A 19284-nucleotide genomic window follows, 5' to 3' on the forward strand; every position below is an offset into this window, starting at 1 on the left:
CGCGCGGCCTCGGGCTCGCCGCCTACGCGATGTCGTGCACGAACTCCGAGAGCTGGGTGAGGTTGCGACACTCCACCATCGGCACGAGCGCGCCATAGCGCGCGGCCTCGGAGTCGCCGGTGTCCCACTGCCGGCGCGCCTCGGGGTTGAGCCACCAGGCGTGCCGCGACGCGTCGACCATGCGGCGGAGCGCGTCGAGCCGGAGGTCGGAGTAGTTGTTGCGTGCGTCGCCGAGGATCAGCAACGACGAGCGCGGGGTCAACGCGTCGGCGTACTCCTCGGCGAACGTCGCGAAGGCGCGACCATAGTTCGTCCGGCCGAAGAGTGCGGCGTGCTCGGACGCCTGCACCAGCCGCGTCATGGTGTCCGCGAGGTCGCCGCCCGGGCGGAAGTACGGCGTGACCTCATGGACCGTGTCCACGAACGTGAACGCCCGCACCTTGCTGAACACCTCCTGCAGCGCGAAGACGAGGAGCAGCGTGAAGGAGGCGAAGTTGGCGACCGAGCCGGACACGTCGCACAGCACGACCAGCTCGGTGCGGTGGGGCCGCCGCGGCTTGTGGCGCGTCTCGAGCGGGACCCCGCCGGAGGCGATCGAGGAGCGGATCGTACGGCGCATGTCGAGCGGACCACGGCGCCGGGTGTGCTGCTCGCGCGCGAGCCGGGCCGCCAGCCGTCGCGCCAGCGGGTAGATCTCGCGCCGCAGCCGGTCGACGTCCGCGCGCCGCATGTGCAGGAAGTCGAGTCGGTCGAGGGTCGGCGTGACGTGGACGTTGACGAGGTGCTGAGGTCCGCGCTCCTCGACGATCCGCCGACGGGAGTCGGCCTCGACCATCCCGCTGAACTCGCCGACCCTCCGACCGACGGTCCGCTCGGCCTCCTCCGCGGTCCAGCCAGCCAGGCGCAGGCCGGCCACCAGGCTGGCGACCAGCTCCTCCGGGGAGACGCGCCGCAGGGCGGTGTAGGACGACCACGAGCTCAGCCCCGGCCCACGACCCGGCATGGCGCCGAACCGCGCCATCGCCTCCGCAGCCAGCGCCCGGAGCCGCTCGGTGTCGTCGGCGCGCAGCGCCTCCTCCAGCTCGCCGCGGAACGCGTCGAGCGCCTCGGGACCGTCCTTCACCGGTGGCGGCTCGCCCTCGTCGCCGGCCTCGTCAGCGTCCCCGAGCGACGCGGCGCCCTCGCCCACCAGGCGCGGGAAGTAGAGCTCGAAGACCGCGTCGAACGTGGGACGCAGCGACTGCTTCTTCACCAGCGCGGCGGCGTACGCGTCACGCACCGTCTCGCGGGAGGACCAGCCGATCGCCGAGATCGCGGCCACCGCGTCCAGGTCCTCGGCGAGCGAGACCGGCAGCCCGGCGCCGCGCAGGGCGTGGAGGAAGGCGAGGTGGCGGTCGAGGAGGGTCATCCGCGCGGCCTCATCGCAGCCGGAGCTCCTTGATCGCGCGCTCCTGGTCGGAGACGTGCTTGAGGACGACGCCCAGCGTCTCGCCGATGGCGGCCTCGGTGAGGTCGTCGATCTCGAGCGCGATGAGGGTGCGCGCCCAGTCGACCGACTCGGCGATCGAGGGCGCCTTCTTGAGCTCGAGCTCGCGGAGCCGCGCGACGACGGCGACGAGCTGCGCGGCGACCTTGTCGTCGAGGTCGGGCACCTGCGACGTCACGATCGACCGCTCCCGCTCGACACCCGGGTAGTCGAGGTGGAGGTAGAGGCAGCGCCGCTTGACCGCCTCCGACAGCTCGCGGGCGGCGTTCGAGGTGAGGACGACGAACGGGCGTCGTACGGCGGCCACGGTGCCGAGCTCGGGGATCGTCACCTGGAAGTCGCTGAGCACCTCCAGGAGCAGCCCTTCGACCTCCACGTCGGTCTTGTCGACCTCGTCGACGAGCAGGACCGTCGGCTCCTCCCGGCGGATGGCGGTGAGCAGCGGCCGGGTGAGCAGGAACTCCTCGCTGAAGATGTCGTCGTGGGTCTGCTCCCAGGCGCCCTCCCGGTCGAGCACCGCCGACGACGTCGCCTGGATCCGGAGGAGCTGCTTCTTGTAGTTCCACTCATAGAGCGCCCGGGCCTCGTCGAGCCCCTCGTAGCACTGCAGCCGCACGAGCTCGGCCCCGGTCGCGCGCGCGACCGCCTTCGCCAGCTCGGTCTTGCCCACCCCGGCGGGCCCTTCGACGAGGACCGGCTTCTCCAGCGCCCCGGCGAGGTAGGCGGTCGTCGCGGTCGCCGCGTCGGCGAGGTAGCCCACGCCCTCGAGGCGCTGCGCGGCGTCGGACGGCGAGGAGAACCACGAGGTCATGACGAGAGGCTAGGCCATGCCGTTTCGCGTCCCACTCTCAGCGCGACCTCAGCCTGGGATGGCACGCTTGGGGCGTGACCAGTGCCGTGAACAAGCCTCGCGTCCTCGTCGTCGACGACGACAAGGCGGTGCGCGAGTCCCTGCGCCGGTCGCTGGAGTTCAACGGCTATGACGTCGCGCTCGCCGGTGACGGGGCCGAGGCGCTCGCCGGGATCGCCGGTCACGTCCCCGACGTCGTCGTCATGGACATCATGATGCCGAGGCTCGACGGCATCGAGACCACGAAGGCGCTGCGGGCCGCCGGCAACGACGTCCCGATCATCGTCCTCACCGCGCGCGACTCGGTCGGCGACCGCGTCGAGGGGCTCGACGCGGGCGCCGACGACTACCTCACCAAGCCGTTCGCGCTGCAGGAGCTGCTGGCCCGGCTCCGAGCGCTGCTGCGCCGTGCCGTGCCGGCCGAGGGCGCCGACGACGAGGTCCTCACCTTCGCCGACCTCGCCATGAACGTCGCGACCCGTGAGGTCACTCGCGGTGAGCGTCGCATCGACCTGACCCGGACGGAGTTCACGCTGCTCGAGATGTTCCTGCGCCGGCCGCGCCGCGTGCTGGAGCGGGCGTTCATCCTCGAGGAGGTCTGGGGCTACGACTTCCCGACGACGGCCAACTCGCTCGAGGTCTACGTCGGCTATCTGCGCCGCAAGACCGAGGCCGCCGGCGAGCCCCGCCTGATCCACACCGTCCGTGGCATCGGATACGTGCTGAAGGACTCATGACGCTCCACCCCGCCGGCTGGCACTACCGCCGGTCGCTCGCCAGCCGGATCACCCTCCTCACCACGATCGCCGTGGGGATGGTCGTCGCGCTCATCGCGATCGGGGTCTACCTCGTCGTACGCCTGCAGTTCCAGGCCGCCATGGACGACTCGCTCCTCTCGCGCGCGCGGAGCGCAGCCGCCGACGTCGCCGCCGTGCAGACCAGCGGCGACGACGTCCGTTACGTCCCCCCGTCGTGGCTGCTGCACGCGGGCGACATCCAGGTCGGGCTGGTCCAGTCCAACGGCTGGTGGGTGGCCAATGAGGACCGGACCGCCTTCCCGCACCCCGCGGGTCCGGAGGTCGCGGTCGCCGAGGGCAAGGCGAACTACTCGATCCGCACCGTCCCGACGGCGCAGGCGACCTACCGCGTGGCCGCCGTGCCGCTGACCAACCAGCCCGGTACGGCGCTGCTGGTCGCCGAGTCCCTCGACGCCCAGCAGCACGTCTACAAGCGGCTCGGGCTCGTCATGCTGTTCTTCGGCGCGGCCGGCGTGATCACCGCGAGCCTGGCCGGCTGGGGCGTCGCCAACGGCAGCCTGCGGCCCGTACGCCGCCTGACGGGCGCCATGGAGCAGCGGGCGCGCACGGAGGACCTCACCCCGCTCCCGGTCGAGGGGGACGACGAGATCGCCAGCCTCGCGACGTCCTTCAACCGGATGCTCGACGCGCTGGCCGCGTCGCGCAACCGGCAGCGCCAGCTGGTCGCGGACGCGTCGCACGAGCTGCGTACGCCACTGACGTCGCTGCGGACCAACATCGAGCTCCTCACCGAGGCCGACGAGTCCCTCGAGCGCGGCCAGCGGCGTGAGCTGCTCGGTGACGTCCACGCCCAGATCGAGGAGCTCACGACGCTCATCGGCGACCTGGTCGAGCTGGCCCGTGACGAACCGCCCATGCCGGTCGTCGAGGCCGTCGACCTCGTCGACGTCGTCGACCAGGCCCTCGCCCGGGTCCGGCTCCGGGCGCCGTCGGTCCGCTGGCAGGTCGACGTGGACCACTGGTGGGTGCTCGGGGAGGCGGCGGGCCTCGAGCGCGCCGTCACCAACCTGCTCGACAACGCCGCCAAGTGGAGCCCCCAGACCGGCACGGTCCACGTCGCGCTCGACGCCGGCACGCTCACCGTCGACGACGAGGGACCGGGGATTGACGAGGCGGACCTGCCGCACGTCTTCGACCGGTTCTACCGCTCGGCCGAGTCCCGCGGCATGCCCGGTAGCGGGCTCGGTCTGGCGATCGTGCGCCAGATCGCGGAGCGCAACGGCGGCTCGGTGGAGGCGGAGCGCTCGCCGTACGGTGGAGCCCGGCTCGCCCTCCGGCTGCCCGGCTCACCCCATCCGATGCCCACCACTCGACCCTTGGGAGTCCACGTCCCGTGACGTCCCGACGCCGCGCCGCCCTGATCCGTCGCGCCCTGCCGACGACGGCGATCGCCCTGCTGCCCCTGTTGCCCGCGCTGGTCGCCTGTGGCGGCGCGACGCCGTCCGCCGAGTCGTCGCCCTCGGCGAGCCCGTCGGCGTCCGGGGCGGCGTCCGGGTCGGCGTCCGGGTCGACACAGTGGCCGACGATCAACCCGTGCGACGGGCTCGACCCGGCGCCGGTGGCGCAGGCGCTGGGCTGGTCGCTCAAGGTCGACAAGGGCACGAGCACCAACGCCCGCTGTGCGCTGCTGCCCACGAAGGACGGCGGGCCGACGTACGAGCTCAACTATCTGTGGTTCCCCGGCGGTCTCGACGCCGCCTGGAACACCATCCAGGCGCCGCCGGGCGCCGTCACCCGCCCGCGCGTCAAGGGCGCCGACGCCACCCGGCTGGTCGTCTACCGGACGAAGAAGGCGTTCTACGTCAGCGGATTCGTGCAGAACGGGTCGCTGATCCAGTCCTTCAACGGCCTCGCGCTGGCGCCGTACGACGCCACCCGCATGCGCCGGGCCGCGCTGGTGCTCCTCGGCGAGCTGTCCGCGGGCGCGCCGAAGGACCAGCCGACGCCGGGGGCGTCGGCCAGCGCCTCGCCGTCCGCCTGAGCCCCGTCAGCGCGAGGTCGTGTTGGTCTCGCGCCAGGACCGCTCGAACGGCAGCCGCCAGGCATGCGGCGCGATGAGTTGGTGGATCGCGTTGGGCCCCCACGAGCCGGGGGCGTAGAGCCGGACCGGCGGCGGCGCGTCGAGCAGCGGCTGGGAGATCTCCCAGAGCGTCTCGATGCCCTCGGCGGTGGTGAAGAGGGTGTGGTCGCCGCGCATCGCGTCGTGGATGAGCCGCTCGTAGGCCTCCAGCACGCTGCCCGCGGAGGAGGTGTCCGAGGTGGCGAACTGCATCGAGAGCTTCTCGAGCTTCATCCCGGGGCCGGGCCGCTTGCCATAGAACGACAGCGACATCTTCGACTGGTCGGCGAGGTCGAAGGTGAGGTGGTCGGGGCCCTGGGTGCCGGCGTTGGAGCCGGCGGGGAACATCGTGAGCGGGGGCTCCTTGAACGCGATCGAGATGATCCGCGCGCCTTCGGCCATCTTCTTCCCGGTGCGGAGGAAGAACGGCACGCCGGCCCAGCGCCAGTTGTCGATGATGACCTTGAGCGCCACGAACGTCTCGGTGTCGGAGTCGTCGGCGACTTCCTCCTTGCCGCGGTAGCCCATGTACTGCCCGCGGACGACGTTCTTCGGGTCGAGCGGCCGGATCGACCGGAAGACCTTGTTCTTCTCATCCGAGATCGGGCCGGGGGCCAGCGAGGTCGGCGGCTCCATCGCCATGAAGGCGAGGATCTGCATGAGGTGGGTGACGACCATGTCGCGGTAGGCGCCGGTCGACTCGTAGAACGCCGTACGCCCCTCGAGGCCGAGCGTCTCGGGGACGTCGATCTGGACGTGGTCGATGAAGTTGCGGTTCCAGATCGGCTCGAACAGCCCGTTGGCGAAGCGGAACGCCAGGATGTTCTGCGCCGCCTCCTTGCCGAGGAAGTGGTCGATCCGGAAGATCTGCTCCTCGGCGAAGACCTCGTGGATCTTCGCGTTGAGGACCTTCGCCGACTCCAGGTCGGTGCCGAACGGCTTCTCCATGATGATCCGCGCGTTCTCGACGAGGTCGGCCTCCTCGAGCTGGCGGATCACGTCGAGCGCGGCCTTCGGCGGCACGCTGAGGTAGTGGAGCCGGCGCACGTCGCGGCCCAGCGTCGCGAGCTTCTTCTCCGCGGCCTTGACCGCGTCGGCGAGCTCGTGCGGGCCCTCGGCCGTGGAGACGTAGGTGAGCATCTGGGCGAAGGGCTCCCACCGGGCGTCGGTGATCGTGCCCTTGCCGAACTCCTCGCACGCCTGCCGGGCGAGCTTGAGGAAGTCCTCGTCCGCCATCGTCTCCAGGGAGGTGCCCACGATCATCGCGTCACGCAGCAGCCCCGCCTCGAAGAGCCGGAGCAGCCCCGGCAGGAGCTTGCGGCGCGCGAGGTCTCCGGTCGCGCCGAAGAGCACGATGACGTGGGGCTGTGCCCGGTCCTGGGACCGTTCGTCAGTGGTTGCCATGGTGCTGTCCACGGTATTACCTCCCTCAACCACCGGCCAACCAGTCGGTGGCCGGTGTCGCTCACACCGGCGAGCGACCCGACGACAGTACGCCGACGATCCGCTCGGCCTTCCAACACGACTCCGCCCACTCCTCCGCGACGTCGCTGCGCACCGTGATCCCGCCCCCGGTGCCGATGGTCCAGCGCCCGTCGCCGGCCGTCGTCGTACTCCGGATGACGACGCCCAGGTCGGCCTCGTCGGCCGAGATGGTGCCGAAAGCGCCGGCGTAGGCCCCGCGCGGCGTCTGCTCGGCGCGGGCGATCAGCGCCATCGTCCGCTCCTTCGGGGCGCCGGTCATGGAGCCGGCCGGGAAGAGCGCACGCACGGCGTCGAGCGGGCCGATGCCGGCCCGGAGGCGGCCGCGGACCGTCGTGACGAGCTGGTGGACGCTCGCATAGGACTCCACCCCCATCAGGATCGGGACCGTCACCGTCCCCGGCTCGCAGACGATGGAGAGGTCGTTGCGCAGCAGGTCGGTGACGATGAGGTTCTCGCTGCGGAACTTCGGGTCCGTCCGGAGCTGGCGGGCGTGGTGCTCGTCCCGCTCCGGATCCGCGTCGCGCGGCGTCGTCCCCTTGATCGGCTTGGTCTCGACCCAGCCGTCGGCGATCCGGGCGTAGCGCTCCGGGCTGCTGCCCACCAGCCAGGCCCGCGCCCCGGGGATGTCGTGCTGCAGGAATCCGGCGTACGGCGCCGGGTTGGCCGCACTGAGCCGGGCGAACGCCTCCGCGGGGTCGACGTCGGCGTCCACCGTCAGCCGGTAGGTCAGGTTGGTCTCGTAGGTGTCGCCCGCGTGGAGCGCCTCCTGGACCTCGGCGAACGCGGCGGCGTACCAGGCGGGAACGGGGGGCGGAGGTTGTGAGTGTGAGCGCGGTCCATAGGCCTCGCTCACACTCACAACCTGCGATGGCGTCCCGGTCGCGAGCAGCAGCACCGCGTCCGGCACGTCGCCGCCGCTGAGCGCGGGCAGGTCGGTCCGGCAGGCGTAGCCGAGGTAGCCGACGGCGGTGACCCCTTCGGTGAGGTGGTCGCGGAGGACGTCCCAGATGTCGTCGCCGACGACCTCGGAGCGACCGTCGGTGTGGCGGGTCACCTCGCGCCGACCGGCGTCGAAGGTGAGCGAGACGTCGTCGTCGGCCAGCTCGAAGCGCCGACCAGCGGCGATCGCGTAGCGCGCCGCGCCGGCGGCGCTGGCCGCGCCTCGGGCGCCACCCGCGGCCCAGGTCACGCCAGCGCCGCCGGCGTGGCGGCGAGGAAGTTGGCGACCATCCGGGCGCCGGCCTCGCTCAGGACCGACTCGGGGTGGAACTGCACGCCCTCGAGGGGACGGGTCCGGTGACGGACGCCCATGACGACGCCGTCCTCGCTCCGGGCGGTGACCTCGAGGCAGTCCGGCAGCGCGGTGGCCGCCAGCGAGTGGTAGCGCACGGCGCCCAGCGGCGACGGCAGCCCGGCGAAGACGCCCCGGCCGTCGTGCGTGACGGTGGCGACCTCGCCGTGGACGGGCGTGACGCGGTCGACGCGGCCGCCGTACGCCGTCACCAGGCCCTGCATGCCGAGGCAGACGCCGAGGGTCGGCAACGTCTGGAGCCGGAGCAGCTCCCGACCGACCGCGAAGTCGCGCGGCTCGTCGGGGTGGCCGGGGCCCGGCGAGAGTACGACGTGGGTGTAGCGCGCCAGGTCGGTGAGCGTGACCTCGTCGTGCTCGACCACGTCCGGCAGCTCGCCGGTGACCTCGGCGACGAGGTGGACGAGGTTCCAGACGTAGGAGTCGCGGTGGTCGACGACCACGACGCGGGGCGTGCTCATGACGAACTCATGACGACAGGACGTCGTTGACCAGGCCGAGCAGCAGGTCGTAGCCGCGCTCGGTGAGGATCGACTCGGCGTGGAACTGGATCCCGCGGAAGTGCGGACCCGCGATCGCGTGGATGTCGCCGCTCGCCGGGTCTGCGTCGACGAGGACGCCGTCGGGGAGGCCGCCGTCCGGCCGGTCGGTGGCGACCCGGCCGACGAAGGTGTTGTAGAACCCGACCCGCTCGGTGCGCGCCGCGCCGGTCGTCGCGGTGAGCCGCACCGGCGACTGGGTGCCCTGGAAGACGATGTCCTTGTAGTGCAACTCGATCCCGAGCTCGTGGCACAGCGCCTGGTGGCCGAGGCAGACGGCCAGGAACGGCCTCCGCGTCGTGAGCAGCTCGTCCACGGCCGCGCGCAGCTGGCGCATCTTGGGGTCGGCATCGTCGCGGGGGTCACCGGGACCCGGCCCGACGATCACCAGGTCGGCGTCGTCGAACGCGCCGGGGGCGTACTCCTCGTGGCGCACGACCGTGCTCTCCAGACCGATCACGCGCAGGATGTGGCGCAGCATCTTCACGAAGTCGTCCTCGCCGTCGAGGATGACGACCCGCTTGCCGGCGTACGGCGGCTCGTCGTGGTCCTCCTCGGCCTGGTCGGTGAGCCAGAACGTCGAGAGGCGGCGGTTGCGGGCGTTGAGCGCGACGAGCACGTCGTCGTCGGTGACGAGCTCGGAGACGTCCTGGGCCAGCGCGGCCGCGGGCGGCACGAGGCCGAAGGCGCTCAGGATGCCGCCGGCCTTGGCGTGGGTCTCGGCGACCTCGTACGCCGGATCGGAGTCGCGCACCAGCGTCGCCCCCGCGGTCACCTTGAGCCGCCCGTCGAGCGAGACGTCGGCGGTGCGGATGACGATCGGGCTGTCGACCACCGGCGCGCCGGCGGTGTCACGACCGAGGACGGCGAGCGCGGCGCCGTAGTAGCCGCGGCCCTCGGGCTCGTACTTCTTGATCAGCCGGCAGGCGTTCTCGACCGGCGAGCCGGTCACGGTGGCGGCGTACATCGTGTCGCGCAGGACCTCGCGGGGGTCCTTGGTGGTGCGCCCGGCGAGGAGATACTCGGTGTGGATCAGGCGCGACATCGGCTTGAGGAACGGCCCGAGCACCTGGCCGCCCTCGTCGCAGAGGTCGCACATCATCTTGAGCTCCTCGTCGACGACCATGAAGAGCTCGTAGATCTCCTTCTCGTCGCGCAGGAAGTCGAGGAGCTGGCTCTTCAGCGCGGTCGCGTCGCCGGTGGCGCCGGTGGACACCTCGGCCGGGATCTCCTTCGGCAGCCGGAAGGTGCCGGAGATCGGGTTCATCCGGACGTCGCCGCCGTGCACGCTGACGTGGCGCTCCGGGCTCGCGCCGATCAGGTAGCGGTCGCCGGTGAAGAAGACGTAGGTCCAGTAGGCACCTCGCTCGCGCTCGAGCAGACGCTTGAAGACCGCGAGCGCCTTGGTGTGGTCCCAGTCCTCGACCTGCGCACGGTAGTGGCGGCCGATGACGAGGTTGGCGCCCTCGCCCTGGCCGATCTCCTCCTCGATGATCGACTTCACGACATCGGCGTACGCCGCGTCGTCGGTCTCGAAGCCGCCGCGGTCGGCGAACGTGATCTCGACGTCGTCGATCGCCTCGACGATCTCGGCGACGGAGAACTCCTGCTCGGACTCGACGTCGACCACCACGAGCGGTGTGCCGTCGTCGTGCGCCTCGAACCCGCGTTCGGCGACCTGCCGGAACGGCACCGCCAGGAGGCGGTCGCAGAGCCGACCCTCCGGCGGCACTCCGTCCTCGAGGGGGACGTCGAGCAGCGACTCCACCACCGAGCGCGTCCCGCCCAGCAGCCCGACCGTCGCGCGGTCGCCCGCGCGCGTGGAGCGCCGCACCATCGCCCACGCCTCGTGCCCCAGGAGCGCGTCGATCGCGGTGCGGACATCACTCTGGGCGGTCATGGGACGAGCGTAATCGGCCGCCTCCATCGGGCGACGAGGTGTTCCGTCGTGCGGGCGCGGAGCGGCCTCAGGACAGCGTCGTGAGGAGCTGGGTGGCGCGGGTGAGGACGACGTAGAGCGTGGCACGGCCGGTGGCGGACTCGTCCTCGATCTCCTGCGGGCGGCAGACGACGATTCCGTCGAACTCCAGACCCTTGGTGTCGAGGCCGGTGAGGACGACGATGCGGTCCTCGCCCGAGGGCACGGAGGCCGCGTCTGCGGCGGAGGCCGCGGCCGAGGGCGCGTCGGCGGCGAACTCCGGCCAGGAGGCGAGCCAGCCGTTGACCTCCGCGCGCCGGGCGACCGGGACGACGATGCCGATGGTGCCCGGGACCTGCCCGGCGATCTCGGCGACCGCCTCCCGGGTGGCCGCCTCGAGGTCCGGGACGCCCTCGCGCGCGACGGGCTCGACGCCGGTCGACCGGACGGCGGTCGGCAGGTCGGCGTCGAGGCCGACCCGCTCGGCGTAGGCGGCGGCGAAGGCGTAGATCTCCGCGCTGTTGCGGTAGTTCGTGGAGAGGTGGAACCGGTGGATCGGCTTGCCCTCGAGCGCGGCGTCGCGCGCAGCGGCAGCCTCCTCCGGCACCGGCCAGGACGACTGCGCCGGGTCGCCGACGATCGTCCAGGACGCCGTCCGGCCCCGTCGACCGACCATGCGCCACTGCATCGGCGTCAGGTCCTGCGCCTCGTCGATGAGGACGTGGGCGAACGGGTCGTCGTCGAGGCGGTACGTCGGCGGGGTCCAGGCGCGACCGGAGGAATACTCCCGGTCGGCCGCGGTCAGCAGCTCGCCGATGTCGATCCCGCTGTCGTCACGGTCGCGCTCGTCGGCGGCCTGCTCCGGCACGTCGCCGATCGCGTAGCGCAGCTCGTCGAGCAGCGGGACGTCCTCGATCGCCAGGTCCGCGTCGGCGGTGGTGCGGCCCGACCAGCTCTTGAGGAGCAGCTGCTGCTCGTCGTACGACAGGACGCCGTCGGCGACGCGGGCGAGGAACTCCGGCTCGTGCAGCCAGCCGAGGACCTCCCGGGCCTCGAGCGGCGGCCACCAGGCGGCGGCGAACTGGACGAACTCGTCCTGGTCGAGCATCTCCTCGACGAACGCCTCCTTGCCGCGCTCGCGGCCGCGGTCGCTGCGGACCTGACGCCACAGGATGTCGAGGAGCGCGCCGGGGACGCGCCGGATCTGCTGGTTGCGGCGGCCCTGGCCCATGAGCTGGCGACGCAGCTGCCCGAGCCGGCCGCGGTCGAGCCGCAGGACGTCGTCGCGGTAGAAGATCCGGAACTCCGTGGGCGACCCCGGGGCCTGCTGGCGGGAGGTACGCCGCAGCACCTCGGCCATCCGGACCGAGCCCTTGACGTCGGCGACGGCGGACTCGTCGTGCCGCGTCGCGCGTACGCCGTCGACGACCTCGCCCAGGGAGCGCAGCGCCACCGCGGTCTCACCGAGCGAGGGCAGGACGCGCTCGATATAGCGCATGAAGACGCCGCTCGGGCCGACGATGAGCACGCCGCCGGACTCGTAGCGCCGCCGGTCGGTGTAGAGCAGGTAGGCCGCGCGGTGGAGCGCGACGACGGTCTTCCCGACGCCCGGGCCGCCGGAGATCATCGTGACGCCCTTGCCGGGCGCCCGGATCGCCTTGTCCTGCTCGGCCTGGATGGTGGCGACGATGGAGTGCATCTGCCGGTCGCGGGCCCGGGACAGCTGCGCCATCAGCGCGCCCTCGCCGACGATCGGCAGCTCCACGCCGCGCTCGGCCGCGCGCTCGGCGGCCTCCGCGTCGAGCAGCTCGTCCTCGACGCCGACGACCTGCTGGCCGTCGGAGCGGAGCACGCGGCGCCGGACCACGCTGCGCGGCTCTACCGCGGTGGCCTGGTAGAACACCGCCGCGGCCGGCGCGCGCCAGTCGACGAGCAGGGAGTCGCGGTTGGCGTCGCGGAGGCCGATCCGGCCGATGTAGCGCGGCTCGCCGTCGACCTCCGGGTCGAGGTCGAGACGGCCGAAGACCAGCCCCTCGTGGGCGGCGTCGAGCTGGGCGATGCGGCGCGCGGCCTGGAAGACCATCGCGTCGCGCTCGACCAAGCCGCCCTCGTGACCGAGGCGGCCGCGGTCGTGGCCCTCCTTGGCCAACTGCTGCGCCGCCTTGGCCGACTCCTCGAGCTGGGCGTAGACCCGATCCACGAACTCCTGCTCATGCGCGATCTCGCGCTCGATCAGCTCGTCACTCAACGCCGACTGTTCCCCCACCTCGCAGGACCGGACGCTCGCCCGCGCGCGTGCGCGGGCGGCAAGTGCTCAAGCCTACCGCGAGCGAGGGACGAGACCGCGGGGCCTACTTCTTCCGGGTGAGGAACGCGGTCATCGCCTCGCGCGCCTCGTCGGAGCCGAAGAGCCGGGCGGAGAGGTGGGCCATGTCCTCGCCCCGGGCGTCGATGTGCTGGACCAGGTCGCGGACCAGGAGCCGCTTGGTCTCGCGGAGCCCCTGCGGGGAGCCGGCGCCGAGGGCGGCGACGATCCCCGCGACGGTCTCGTCCAGGACGTCGGCGGGGACGGCCTGCGTCAGCAGGCCCATCTCGACCGCCTTGGCGGCGTCGAAGGGCTCCCCCGTCAGCATCGCGTACGACGCCGCGCGGGCGTCGACCCGCGGCAGGATCGTGAGCGAGATGGCCGCCGGGGCGAGGCCGAGGCGCACCTCCGTGAGCGCGAAGCTGACCGTGTCGGCGGCGACCGCGATGTCGGCGGCGGCCACCAGCCCCAGGCCGCCGGCCCGGACCGGTCCCTGCACCTTCGCGACGACCGGCTTCGTCAGCGCGACGATCGTGCGCTGGAGCCGGACGATCGTGCGGGCGCCCTCCTCCATGCCGGTGGTCGCCGCCTCTGACAGGTCGGCGCCGGCACAGAAGACCTTCCCCGCCGCCTGCAGCACGACGACCTTCACGGCCGTGTCCTTGTCGGCGGACTGCAGCGCCGTGAAGAGCTCCGTGACGAGCCGCTGCGACAGCGCGTTGCGGTTGTGCGGGGAGTCGAGGGTGATCGTCGCGACGCCCTCGGACACGTCGTAGTGCACGAGCTCGCCGGTCGCTTCGGAGGTCATGGCCTGCACCTTGCCACAGTGCTTGACTGGGTGGATGGATGCCGTGGAGAAGGCCATGGCGGCCGTCCCGAGGGAGGGCTTCCTGCCGGCGAGCGAGCGGTCGCGGGCGTCGTACGACGGACCGCTGCCGATCGGCCACGGCCAGACGAACTCCCAGCCGCGGACCGTCGCGGACACGCTCCGCCTGCTTGCGGTCGAGCCCGGCCAGCGGGTCCTCGACGTCGGCTCCGGCTCGGGCTGGACGACGGCGATCGCCGCGGAGCTGGTCGGCCCGAACGGGTCCGTCGTGGGCGTGGAGCTGGAGCCGGACCTGGTGGCGTTCGGACAGGCCAACCTCGCCGCCTCCGGCCGTCCCTGGGCGCGGATCGAGCAGGCCCGTGGCGGCGTGCTCGGGTGGCCGGACGGGGCGCCGTACGACCGCATCCTCGTCTCCGCCGAGACCGCGACGCTGCCGCAGGAGCTGGTCGACCAGCTGAGCGAGACCGGCCGGATGGTGGTCCCGGTCCACGGGCGGCTGCTGCTCGTCGAGCGTGAGGGCGGCGAGGTGCGCACCAGCGAGCACGGGTGGTATCGCTTCGTGCCGCTGCGCTGACCCGGGGTCGATGCGGGCTCGGTCAGCCGCGCTTGCGCAGGCGCGGGTCTTCGGGGTCCTCGGGCGGCTTGGGCAGCGGCCGGAGGTGGGCGCGACGAGTGGGCGGCGGCCCGGTGGGCCCCGACGGCGTCGGCCCGGCGGCCCGCCCGCTGCCGGGGTCGGGCGCCACGCCCGGCTCGGTGGCATAGCCCGGCGGGCGGCTGAGCTCGTCCATCGACCGGGTGCGGATCTTGCGGGTGTTCTTCTGCAGCCACGAGGGGTCCATGACGATCTCGTGGGTGTGGCCGTCGCGCTGGTCGAAGGTGACCGACACCGTCTCGAAGCCCTTGTGACGCTGCATCAGCGCATAGCCGGCGTAGGCGCGCCGGTCGGCCTCGGTCAGGTCGACCCGGTCGGTGAACGGGGTGAGAAGCGCGCGTGGCCACAGGTGGCGGGCGATGACGACGTTGACCTCGATCGCCAGCACTCCCATCACCGCGGCGATGTAGATGAAGCCGACCAGACCGAGGACCAAGGCGAAGGTCTTGTTCATGCCCGCCGTCGCGCCGATGACCCGGCTGACGTAAATCGTGCCGAAGAACTGCAGCGTCTGCCACAGCACCGCGAAGGTGAGCGCGCCCGGCAACGCGTTGCGGAAGGAGTGGTCGCGGGTGGTCGCCAGCCGGAACAGGACGGTCAGCATCGCGGTGACGATGGCGACCGTGCCGATGGTGACCAGCCAGCGGGTCACCTCGTCGGCCCGGGTGCCGAACGCCTCGGTCTGCCCGAAGAGTGTGGAGAGCACCGAGACGCCGAGAACGGCGACGCCCGCGGTCGCGAGCAGGACGAGGCTGCGCAGGCGCAGCAGGAACGGGTTGGGACGGCTGTTGCGCGGCACCGACCAGGCCGTGTTGACGGTGTTCTGGATCGCCTGGCCCAGCCCCATCGCGCCGTAGAGCGCGGTGACGGCCCCGACGATCACACCGCCGGTCGAGCCGTGCAGCGCCTTGCGGCCGAGCTGGTCGCCGATGATCGGGAACTGGCTGAGCGCCGAGTTGAGCAGTTCGTCCTGCAGGTGCGGGTTGCTCTGCAGGAAGAAGCCGAGGATCGAGGAGCCCAGCAGCAGCAGCGGGAAGATCGCGATGAACGCGTAGTAGGTGACGATCGCGGCGAGGTAGTTGCCCTGGTCGTCGAAGAACTTGTAGATGACGCCGAGCGGGAACGCGATCAGAGGGACCCGGCGCTGAGCCCGGTCCACCGCTTGCACCACGCCGGCCACGGGTTCAGGCTACCCGTGATCTGGTTTGGAACCCGTCATCGTGGGCAGGACGCAGGCAGCCGCCCGAGCGCACCGCTCGGGCCCTCTGCCTGAAAGGCCCTGTGATGTCGCACTACGGCACGCCGCCGGACCCGTTCTCCACGCCCGCCCAGAACCAGCCGTACGGCGCCCCGCCGCCCCCGCCGCCGGGCTATGGCACCCCGCCGGGCTACCCGGCGCCGCCGGTCGCCGCCGGGCGCTACGCGCACTGGGGACAGCGCCTCGGGGCATTCCTCATCGACGGGCTGCTCGGCGCGATCGCCGCGGCACCGGTCTGGATCGGCGAGATCATGATCGCCGCGGGCCAGAAGACCGAGACGATGGACTTCGGTGGTGGGGAGACCTATGAGTACAGCTACGTCCCCGACGGGGTGCGGCACGCCGCGCTGGCGCTCATCCTCCTCGGCGTCCTCACGTCCCTCGCCTTCGGCGTCTGGAACATCATGCTGAAGCAGGGTCGCACGGGCTACTCGATCGGCAAGGGCGTCCTCGGCATCAAGCTGGTCAAGGAGTCGACCGGCCGGCCGGTGGGCCCCTGGCTCGCCCTCGGTCGCCAGATCCTGCACATCCTCGACGAGCTGCCCTGCTACCTCGGTTTCCTGTGGCCGCTGTGGGACCAGAAGCGCCAGACGTTCGCCGACAAGGTGGTCGGCACGGTGGTCATCGTCGAGAAGAAGTAGCGGTCTGGGCCGCGCCCGAAGGCCGACTGAAGCGTACGTGGGCTCAATAGGACTTCGGCAGCCCGAGGGTGTGCATCGCGACGAAGTTGAGGATCATCTCCCGACTCACCGGCGCGATGCGCCCCAGGCGCGCGGCGAGGAGCATGTTGGCCAGGCCGTACTCCTCGGTCAGGCCGTTGCCACCGTGCGTGTGCACCGCGACGTCGGTCGCCGTGCAGGCGACCTCGCCGGCGGCGTACTTCGCCATGTTGGCGTATTCCCCCGCGCCGAGGTCGTCGCCGGCGTCGTAGAGTTCGGCCGCTTTCTGCTGCAGCAGCCGGGACTGCTCGAGCTCGATCTTGACCTTCGCCAACGGGTGCGCGATGCCTTGGTGGGCACCGATCGGGGTGTCCCTCCAGACCGCCCGGTCCCGGGCGTAGGCGACCGCCTTGTCGAGGGCGTAGCGCGCCATCCCGTTGGACAGCGCCGCCCCCATGATCCGCTCCGGGTTGAGCCCGGCGAAGAGCTGGGCCAAGCCTGCGTCGGCGTCGTCGGGGTCCCCGACGAGCGCGTCGCCCGGCAGCCGGACGTCGTCGAAGAACAGGGTGAACTGCTTCTCCGGCATCTGCATGGTCATCGGGATCGGGGTCGCCTCGAGCCCGGCGGAGTCCGTCGGCACGACGAACAGGCACGGCTTGAGCCTCCCGGTCTCGGCGTCGGTGGCCCGCGCGACGACGAGGACGGCGGCGGCCTCGTCGACCCCGGAGATGAACTGCTTCTGGCCGGTGAGCACCCAGCCGTCGCCGTCGCCCCCGTCCGAGAGGCGCCGTGCGGTCGTGGTGATCTTGTGGGAGTTGGAGCCGGCGTCGGCCTCGGTGATCGCGAACGCCATGGTGAAGGAGCCGTCGGCGATCCCCGGGAGCCAGCGGCGCCGCTGCTCGGCGGTGCCGTAGCGGCCGATGATCGAGCCGCAGATGGCCGGGCTGACGACCATGAGCAGCATCGGTGCGCCCGCCGCGGCAGCCTCCTCGAGGACCGCCGCGAGGTCGCCGATGCCGCCACCACCGCCGCCGTACTCCTCGGGGATGTTGACCCCGAGGAAGCCGTGCTTGCCCATGTCGGCCCACAGCTCGGTGGTCTTCTCCCCGGCGCGCGACTTCTCCCGGACGTAGTCCTGGCCATACCTCCCGGCCAGGCCACGGACGGCCTGGCGGAGCGCCCGGCGCTCCTCGGACTCACTGAACGCGCTCATCCCTGCTCCTCCACGACCGCCAGGACCTGACCGGCGGCGACCTGCGCCCCCGGCTCGACATCGATCTGTGCGACCACCCCGTCGACCGGAGCGCTCACGGTGTGCTGCATCTTCATCGCCTCCACGACCAGCAACGGCTGGCCCGCTTGGACCGGGTCGCCGGCCGCGACGGCGACGCTGACCACCGTGCCCGGCATCGGCGCGAGCAGCGACCCCTCGGCGACCTGGTCGGCGGGGTCGACGAAGCGAGGCGTACGCCGCAGCGCGCTGTGGCCACGGGGGCCGTCGACGTCGCACCGCTCCTGCCCGGGCTCACCGGTGACCGCGACCTCGTACGTCGCCCGCACGCCGTCGCGCTCGAGGACGACCCGGTCAGCAGCGGCCGAGACGACCTGCCACCCCTCGACGGTGTAGCCGTCGCGGGTGCCGTACCACTCGACCACCGTCTCGTCCGCGCCGAGCGCGGTGAAGGTCGTGCGCTGCGGCTGGCTGGTGACGTTGCGCCACGCGACCGGAACGCCCGGGCGGCGGGCCCGCTCGGCGAGCGCGAGCACCGCGGCGACCGGAGCGCCGGGGTCGTCGACCGGCTGAACGAAGTTCTGTTCGGCCAGGAGGTCCGTGCTGACCAGGCCGCCGGTGAACTCCGCGGAGGTCAGGATCCCGACGAGTTGGTCGCGGTTGGTGACCAGGCCGTGGATGCGCGCCCTCCGCAGCGCCGCCACCAAGGTGCGGACCGCCTGGTCACGGGTGGGCGCGTGCGCGATCACCTTCGCGATCATCGGGTCGTAGTAGGTGCTCACCGTCGTCCCGGACGCATATCCGGCGTCGACACGGACGCCGTCCGGCCAGGTGAGCCGGGTGAGCAGGCCGGACTGCGGCTGGTAGTCCCGGCTCGGGTCCTCGGCGTAGAGGCGCACCTCGATCGCATGACCTTGTGAGTGCCAGCGCGGGCTATGGGCCTCGCTGGCACTCACAACCTCGCGTCCCTCCGCCACCGCGAGCTGCAGCTCGACGAGGTCGACGCCGTGGACGAGCTCGGTGACGGGGTGCTCCACCTGGAGCCGGGTGTTCATCTCGAGGAAGAAGAAGCGGTCGGACGCGACGTCGTAGAGGAACTCGACGGTCCCCGCGCCGCGGTAGTCGATCGCCTCCGCGGCGGCCTGCGCCGCGGCGTGGAGCGCCGCGCGGGTCGCCTCCGGCAGCGCCGGCGCCGGGGCCTCCTCGACGACCTTCTGGTGGCGGCGCTGGACCGAGCAGTCGCGCTCGCCGAGGACGAGCACGCCTGTGGGCGTCCCGAGCACCTGGACCTCGACGTGGCGGCCGCGCTCGAGGTAGGGCTCGACGAAGACGGTGCCGTCGCCGAACGCCGATGCGGCCTCGGCCCGGGCCGCCTCGATCTCCGCGGGGAGTACGGCGAGGTCATGCACGATCCGCATGCCTCGACCGCCACCCCCGGCGCTCGCCTTGACGAGCAGCGGCAGGTCGGCGGCGGTCGGCTCCGCCGGCGCGCTGAGCACCGGGACGCCGGCCGCCTCCATCAGCTTCTTCGCCTCGATCTTGGAGCCCATCTGCTCGATCGAGTCGGGCTCCGGGCCGACCCAGACGAGGCCGGCGGCCTGGACGGCGCGCGCGAAGTCGGCGTTCTCCGACAAGAACCCGTAGCCGGGGTGGACTGCGTCGGCGCCGGTCCTGCGGGCGGCGTCGACCAGCAGGTCGATGCGCAGGTAGGTCTCCGCCGGAGCGTTGCCCACCAGGCGTACGGCGAGGTCCGCCTCGCGCACGTAGGGCAGCTCGGCATCGACGTCGGAGTGGACCGCCACGGTCTCGATGCCGAGGCGGCGACAAGTGCGGAAGACGCGGCTGGCGATCTCGCCGCGGTTGGCGACCAGGAGTCGGGTGATCACGGG

The 19284-nt window shown here is 72.2% G+C and carries 16 protein-coding genes; 5 read left to right on the forward strand and 11 right to left on the reverse strand.

Annotated features, from left to right (window positions below; genetic code table 11):
• Positions 1–22: 22 nt before the first annotated feature.
• Complete coding sequence (locus tag AB3X52_RS10020) at positions 23–1408, reverse strand: VWA domain-containing protein (RefSeq protein WP_367993824.1); 1386 nt, start codon at positions 1406–1408, stop codon at positions 23–25.
• Between the two features lie 10 nt (positions 1409–1418).
• Positions 1419–2297, reverse strand: a complete 879-nt coding sequence (locus AB3X52_RS10025; RefSeq protein ID WP_367993826.1) for an AAA family ATPase — start codon at positions 2295–2297, stop codon at positions 1419–1421.
• 74 nt (positions 2298–2371) lie between these two features.
• Between AB3X52_RS10025 and AB3X52_RS10030 the strand changes: the two genes are divergently transcribed.
• From AB3X52_RS10030 to AB3X52_RS10040, 3 genes are read left to right on the forward strand one after another with little or no spacing between them, the layout of a single operon-like run.
• Positions 2372–3073, forward strand: a complete 702-nt coding sequence (locus tag AB3X52_RS10030; RefSeq protein WP_367993828.1) for a response regulator transcription factor — start codon at positions 2372–2374, stop codon at positions 3071–3073.
• Positions 3070–4491, forward strand: coding sequence for an ATP-binding protein (locus AB3X52_RS10035; RefSeq protein ID WP_367993830.1), 1422 nt, complete (start codon positions 3070–3072; stop codon positions 4489–4491). Before AB3X52_RS10030 ends, AB3X52_RS10035 begins: the two co-directional genes overlap by 4 nt.
• Positions 4488–5135, forward strand: a complete 648-nt coding sequence (locus AB3X52_RS10040; RefSeq protein WP_367993832.1) for a hypothetical protein — start codon at positions 4488–4490, stop codon at positions 5133–5135. The genes AB3X52_RS10035 and AB3X52_RS10040 overlap by 4 nt, the downstream gene beginning before the upstream one ends.
• A gap of 6 nt (positions 5136–5141) precedes the next feature.
• Here the strand turns inward: AB3X52_RS10040 and zwf are convergent, their stop codons facing one another.
• The 6 genes from zwf to AB3X52_RS10070 all read right to left on the reverse strand — a co-directional run bounded on the left by zwf (position 5142) and on the right by AB3X52_RS10070 (position 13577).
• Positions 5142–6617 (reverse strand): glucose-6-phosphate dehydrogenase, encoded by a 1476-nt coding sequence (gene zwf, locus AB3X52_RS10045; RefSeq protein WP_367993834.1) that lies wholly within the window; start codon positions 6615–6617, stop codon positions 5142–5144.
• Between the two features lie 61 nt (positions 6618–6678).
• The gene (locus AB3X52_RS10050) at positions 6679–7887 is read right to left on the reverse strand and encodes an anthranilate synthase component I family protein (protein WP_367993836.1); all 1209 of its coding nucleotides are present in this window, start codon (positions 7885–7887) and stop codon (positions 6679–6681) included.
• Positions 7884–8468, reverse strand: a complete 585-nt coding sequence (locus tag AB3X52_RS10055) for an anthranilate synthase component II (protein WP_367993838.1) — start codon at positions 8466–8468, stop codon at positions 7884–7886. The genes AB3X52_RS10050 and AB3X52_RS10055 overlap by 4 nt, the downstream gene beginning before the upstream one ends.
• A 7-nt stretch (positions 8469–8475) precedes the next feature.
• A complete protein-coding gene (locus tag AB3X52_RS10060) occupies positions 8476–10446 on the reverse strand; it encodes an anthranilate synthase family protein (RefSeq protein ID WP_367993840.1) in 1971 nt (656 codons plus the stop codon).
• Between the two features lie 67 nt (positions 10447–10513).
• A complete protein-coding gene (locus AB3X52_RS10065) occupies positions 10514–12712 on the reverse strand; it encodes a HelD family protein (RefSeq protein ID WP_367993842.1) in 2199 nt (732 codons plus the stop codon).
• Between the two features lie 103 nt (positions 12713–12815).
• Entirely contained in the window at positions 12816–13577 is a 762-nt protein-coding gene (locus tag AB3X52_RS10070) for an enoyl-CoA hydratase family protein (RefSeq protein ID WP_367993844.1), read from the reverse strand.
• Positions 13578–13611: 34 nt separating this feature from the next.
• On the opposite strand from AB3X52_RS10070, the gene AB3X52_RS10075 reads away from it, so the two are divergent.
• On the forward strand, positions 13612–14169 hold the full coding sequence (locus tag AB3X52_RS10075; protein ID WP_367993845.1) for a protein-L-isoaspartate O-methyltransferase family protein: 558 nt from the start codon (positions 13612–13614) through the stop codon (positions 14167–14169).
• Positions 14170–14191: 22 nt separating this feature from the next.
• Here AB3X52_RS10075 and AB3X52_RS10080 read toward each other — a convergent pair whose 3' ends face one another.
• The gene (locus AB3X52_RS10080; RefSeq protein WP_367993847.1) at positions 14192–15427 is read right to left on the reverse strand and encodes a YihY/virulence factor BrkB family protein; all 1236 of its coding nucleotides are present in this window, start codon (positions 15425–15427) and stop codon (positions 14192–14194) included.
• Positions 15428–15531: 104 nt separating this feature from the next.
• Between AB3X52_RS10080 and AB3X52_RS10085 the strand changes: the two genes are divergently transcribed.
• On the forward strand, positions 15532–16146 hold the full coding sequence (locus AB3X52_RS10085; RefSeq protein WP_367993849.1) for an RDD family protein: 615 nt from the start codon (positions 15532–15534) through the stop codon (positions 16144–16146).
• A 43-nt stretch (positions 16147–16189) separates the two neighbouring features.
• Here AB3X52_RS10085 and AB3X52_RS10090 read toward each other — a convergent pair whose 3' ends face one another.
• Positions 16190–17377, reverse strand: coding sequence for an acyl-CoA dehydrogenase family protein (locus tag AB3X52_RS10090; protein ID WP_367993851.1), 1188 nt, complete (start codon positions 17375–17377; stop codon positions 16190–16192).
• Positions 17374–19281, reverse strand: a complete 1908-nt coding sequence (locus AB3X52_RS10095; RefSeq protein WP_367993853.1) for an acetyl/propionyl/methylcrotonyl-CoA carboxylase subunit alpha — start codon at positions 19279–19281, stop codon at positions 17374–17376. The genes AB3X52_RS10090 and AB3X52_RS10095 overlap by 4 nt, the downstream gene beginning before the upstream one ends.
• Between the last annotated feature and the right edge of the window lie 3 nt (positions 19282–19284).

It is taken from the genome of Nocardioides eburneus (assembly GCF_040838215.1).
GTDB lineage: Bacteria > Actinomycetota > Actinomycetes > Propionibacteriales > Nocardioidaceae > Nocardioides > Nocardioides eburneus.